The following is a 5,245-nucleotide window of genomic DNA, read 5'->3' as shown; positions in this document are numbered from 1 at the left end:
TGGCCCCCCGACCAACGGTCGGGCGCTACATCTACAGGGTACCCGACCGTTGGTCGGGCCACCTTGCAGCATTACAGGGTGCGCGGCACTTCGATACGCTCGAAGCACTCGATCTGGTCACCCGGCTTGACGTCGTTGTAGGCCTTCACCGCGATACCGCATTCGGTACCGTTGCGGACTTCCTCGACGTTTTCCTTGAAGCGGCGCAGCGATTCCAGCTCGCCCTCGAAGATCACCACGCTGTCGCGCAGCACGCGGATCGGCTTGTTGCGCTTGACCACACCCTCGATGACCATCGAACCGGCAACGGCGCCCAGCTTGGAGCTGCGGAACACGTCGCGGACTTCGGCGATACCGATGATCTCTTCGCGGATCTCCACGCCCAGCAGACCGGAAGCCACCTGCTTCACCTGGTCGATCACGTCATAGATGATCGAGAAGTAACGCAGGTCCACGCCGTTGGATTCGATGATGCGACGGGCCGAAGCATCCGCACGCACGTTGAAGCCGATGACGGTGGCCTTCGAAGCGGCGGCCGAATTGGCGTCCGACTCGGTGATGCCGCCCACGCCGGAGTGGATCACGTTGATGCGGATGTCTTCGTTGGACAGCGCGACCAGTGCCTGGCTCAGGGCCTGCACCGAACCCTGCACGTCGGCCTTGATGACCAGGTTGAGGACCTGCTGGCCCTCGCCCTTGCCCAGGGTCGCCATGATGTCTTCCATACGGCTGCCAGCGGTGGCGACCAGGCGCGATTCACGGCGCTTGGTCTCACGCTGCTGGGCAACGTCCTTGGCCAGGCGCTCGTCCTCGACGACCACGAAGTCGTCACCGGCTTCCGGCACGCCGGACAGGCCCAGGACCTGCACCGGGATGGACGGGCCAGCGAACTCCGGCTGCTTGCCGGTTTCGTCGAACAGCGCACGCACGCGGCCGTACTGGATGCCGCACACCAGGTAGTCGCCCTTCTTCAGGCGGCCCTGCTGCACCAGCACCGTCGCAACCGGGCCACGGCCCTTGTCCAGCGACGATTCGATCACCACGCCTGCGGCGCGGCCTTCGTCGACGGCCTTCAGTTCCAGCAGTTCAGCCTGGACCGAGACGGCGTCCAGCAGGTCGTCGATGCCCAGGCCGGTCTTGGCCGAGATCTCCACCATCTGGATGTCACCACCGAAGTCTTCGGCCACGACCTGCTCGGAGAGCAGCTCGTTCTTGACCCGCATCGGGTCGGCGCCGGACTTGTCGATCTTGTTGATGGCCACGATCAGCGGCACACCCGCCGAGCGGGCGTGCTGGATCGCTTCCTTGGTCTGCGGCATGACGCCGTCGTCGGCGGCAACCACCAGCACCACGATATCGGTCAGCTTGGCACCGCGGGCACGCATCGAGGTGAACGCGGCATGGCCCGGGGTATCCAGGAAGCTGATGACGCCCTTCGGCGTATCAACGTGGTACGCACCGATGTGCTGGGTGATGCCACCGGCTTCGCCGTGGGCGACCTTGGTGCGGCGGATGTAATCCAGCAGCGAGGTCTTGCCGTGGTCGACGTGGCCCATGATGGTGACCACCGGCGGGCGCTGCACGGCTTCGCCCTGGTTTTCACCGGTCGAGGCCAGCAGTGCGTCTTCGGCGTCGTTGTCATTGGCACGGATCGCCTTGTGGCCGAGTTCTTCGGTCACCAGCGCGGCGGTGTCGTGGTCGATGGACTGGGTGATGGTGGCCATCACGCCCATCTTGAACAGCGCCTTCACCACCTCGCCGCCCTTCAGCGCGAGCTTCTGCGCCAGGTCGGCCACGGTGATGGTTTCGCCGATCGCCACTTCACGCACGACCGGTGCGGTCGGACGCTCGAAGCCGTGCGGACCGGCATTGTTGCCACCGCGCGACATGTCGCGACGGCCGCCACTCTGGTTGCGGCCACCCGGACGACCACGGTTGTTGCTGTTGTTGCTGTTGCCACGACGCGCGCGGTCGGCAGCCGACAGGTGCATCTGGCCGGCGAAGCGATCGCCCGGGCCACGCTCGTTGCGCGGCGCGCTGCGGTTGTTGCGGTCGTCGCTGCGCGGCGGCGCCGGCGGTGCACCACGCGGTGCGGCCGGAGCGGCAGCCGGGGTACGCGGCGGGCGCGGCGCGGTTTCGTCGATCGGCGCACGCTTGGGCTTGGTGGCAGCCAGGGCCTCGGCGGCCTTGGCGGCCACTGCAGCTTCCTCGGCAGCCTTCTTCTCGGCCTCGGCGCGTTCCTTGGCGGCAACTTCTTCCTCACGGGCACGGACGATGGCTTCGTCGCGCAGACGATCCTTTTCGGCCAGGGCCTGCTGTTCGGCGAGGTTGCGGGCGCGCGACTCTTCCAGCTTGCGCAGGATGTCGGCACGCTCTTCGTCCGGCGTCATGGCACGCGCACCATCCTTGACGTAGGTACGCTTCTGGCGCACCTCGACATTCACGGTCGTCTTGCTGCGACCGGAATTGACCGTCACTTCCTGCTGTTTCCGGCGGTTGAGCGTGATCTTCTTTGCAGACTGATCAGTCTCTTCCGGGGCCTGCTCGGGCTTGCCGTGCGAACGACGAAGGAAGCCCAGGAGCTTCACCTTCTCGGTGCTGGTCACGACCTGGTCGGGACCGCTGAACTTCATGCCGGCACCGGCCAGCTGTTCCAGCAGTTTCTCGACCGGCGTGTTGACCAGTTCGGCAAGCTTGCGGATGGTGGTTTGCTGCGACATTCGGATCCTATGATCTTGTGGGCGCCCCCCCGCAGATGGAGGTGGCGCGGATTCTACGCCCTGATCGGCTCAGGGCCCTGTTCATTGCCGGCTCATTCGCCGCGTTCCAGTCGGGCGATCTCCTCGGCACGCGCGGCCAGGATCAGCGCCGCGGCGCGCTCCTGGTCCAGCCCTTCGATGCCGAAGTCCATGACCTCGTCGGCGGCCAGGTCGGAAAGCTCCTCGCTGGTGCGCACGCCGTGGCCGGCCAGCGCGTAAGCGGTGGCTTCGTCCATGCCCTCAAGGGACAGCAGGTCCTGCGCCGGCTGGCCGTCTTCAAGGCCTTCCTCGACTGCCAGGGCCTCATTGAGCAGCGCATCGCGGGCACGAGCGCGCAGCTCTTCGACGATGTCCTCGTCGAAACCTTCCACGGCCAGCAGTTCGCCGACCGGCACATATGCAATTTCTTCAACCGTGCCGAAGCCTTCGCTGACCAGGATGCCGGCGATTTCCTCGTCCACTTCCAGCTTGTCCATGAACAGCTGGCGGGCCGAGGCCTGCTCGGCCTCGGACTTGGCGGTGACCTGGTCCTGGGTCATCACGTTCAGCTGCCAACCGGTCAGGCGGCTGGCCAGGCGCACGTTCTGGCCGCCCTTGCCGATGGCCTGGGCCAGGCGGTCTTCGGCCACGGCCAGATCCATCGAGTGCTTGTCTTCATCGACGATGATCGACTGCACTTCGGCCGGCGCCATCGCGTTGATGACGAAGTTGGCCGGGCTGTCGTTCCACAGCACGATGTCCACGCGCTCGCCATTGAGCTCGTTGGACACGGCCTGCACGCGCGAACCGCGCATGCCGATGCAGGCACCGATCGGATCGGTACGGGTATCGTGGGCCAGCACGGCGATCTTGGCGCGGTCGCCCGGATCGCGGGCACAGGCCTTGATTTCCACCAGGCCCTGGCCGACTTCCGGCACTTCGAGCTTGAACAGCTCGATCATGAATTCCGGGGCGGCGCGGCTGATGAACAGCTGCGGGCCACGCGGTTCCGAACGCACTTCGGCCAGGTAGCCGCGCACGCGGTCACCGGCGCGCAGCACGTCGCGCGGAATGCCCTTGTCCTTCGGGATGAAGCCTTCGGCGTTGCCGCCCAGGTCCACGTAGATGTTGCCGCGCTCGGCGCGCTTGACCACACCGGTGATCAGCTCACCGACGCGATCCTTCCACGCATCGACGACCTGCTGGCGCTCGGCTTCGCGCACGCGCTGCACGATGACCTGCTTGGCGGCCTGGGCGGCGATGCGACCGAAATCGGGGTTTTCAATCTGTTCTTCGATGTAGTCGCCGACGTCCACGCCTTCGGCTTCTTCGATGGCGTCCATCAGGCGGATCTGCCGGTCCGGCGATTCCATGACCACGTCATCGGCCACCACTTCCCAGCGGCGGAAGGTTTCGTAGCTGCCATCCTTGTGGTCGATGACCACGCGGGCCAGCACTTCCTCGTCGGGATAGCGCTTCTTCGCTGCGGACGCCAGGGCGGCCTCGATCGCATCGAAGATCACTTCACGCGGCACGCCCTTCTCGTTGGCGACCGCGTCCACTACCAGCAACAGTTCCTTGCTCATTGGCTCACTCCGCGCGCGGCTTTTTTGCCGCCGGCTCGTTGGAAGAAGAATTCTTGTCCGGCTTCGGACGCTTCGGCGCCGGGCCGGTCGGCTTGCTCGGGGCCAGGCCCAGGGCAACCCAGTCCGGCATGATCCGGGCCTTGTCGATGTTGTCGGCCGACACGACCACTTCGGTCTTGTCGACGATGAAGGTGATGGTGTCCGCGGCCTCGTCGGTCGCTTCGATGCGGCCCTGCAGGCGACGACGGTTGTCCTGCGGCAGCTTCAGCGTGACCTTGGCCATTTCGCCCAGGTGACGGCCGAACTGCTCCAGGTTGAACAGCGGACGGTCGACGCCCGGCGAGGACACTTCCAGCGTGTAGTTGCCGCTGATCGGGTCTTCCACGTCCATCTGCGCGGACACTTCGCGGCTGACGCGCTCGCAGTCGTCCACGTTGATGATGCGCTCGGGCTGTTCAGCCAGCGGCACGTCGATGTAAAGGCGCAGGGTCGCACCGCCGGGGGCCGGCAGATACTCAACGCCCAGCAGCTCCAGGCCCAGCGACACAACGGTCGGGGCGAGCAGATTCGCGATGTCGGTTGCCTTGTCGCTCACAGCCTGCCTTGATCTCTTGGTTGGGTGCCGGCCACAGCCGGCGGGAAACATGACGCCCCGGAAACGACAAAGGGCCCGCTGGGCCCCTTTTTCCGGAAAGACTCCGGTGACTGGATTCCGGTTGCAACGCGCTGCGTAAGCGTGTTGCGAGCCCTCCTTCCGGACCGGGTCTCCCGATGGGAGGCCGCCTTCAGGGGTACTGCCTAGGCCGCTGATGATAGCGGCTGCACCGCACTGGTGCAAGGCTTGGGCCGGCCTGAAACCGACCGCTGCGCTCGCCGGGGGGGGGCGCCGCCCCCGCCCCCCCCCCCCCCCCCCCGGGGCGC

General features: G+C 66.2%; 3 protein-coding genes. All 3 read right to left on the bottom strand.

Annotated features, from left to right (window positions below):
* Positions 1-71 precede the first annotated feature (71 nt).
* Complete coding sequence (gene infB, locus IAE41_RS21760) at positions 72-2,720, bottom strand: translation initiation factor IF-2 (protein ID WP_200734532.1); 2,649 nt, start codon at positions 2,718-2,720, stop codon at positions 72-74.
* 92 nt (positions 2,721-2,812) lie between these two features.
* Positions 2,813-4,324, bottom strand: coding sequence for a transcription termination factor NusA (gene nusA / locus IAE41_RS21755; protein WP_200734531.1), 1,512 nt, complete (start codon positions 4,322-4,324; stop codon positions 2,813-2,815).
* A 4-nt stretch (positions 4,325-4,328) separates the two neighbouring features.
* Positions 4,329-4,919: a ribosome maturation factor RimP gene (gene rimP / locus IAE41_RS21750; RefSeq protein ID WP_079222599.1), complete on the bottom strand. Its 591-nt coding sequence runs from the start codon at positions 4,917-4,919 to the stop codon at positions 4,329-4,331.
* Positions 4,920-5,245 lie beyond the last annotated feature (326 nt).

Origin of the sequence: Stenotrophomonas sp. S39, from assembly GCF_016624665.1 — a bacterium.
Taxonomy (GTDB): domain Bacteria; phylum Pseudomonadota; class Gammaproteobacteria; order Xanthomonadales; family Xanthomonadaceae; genus Stenotrophomonas.
The sequence above is the reverse complement of the archived record's forward strand: the minus strand, read 5'-3'. Positions and strand labels throughout refer to the sequence as shown.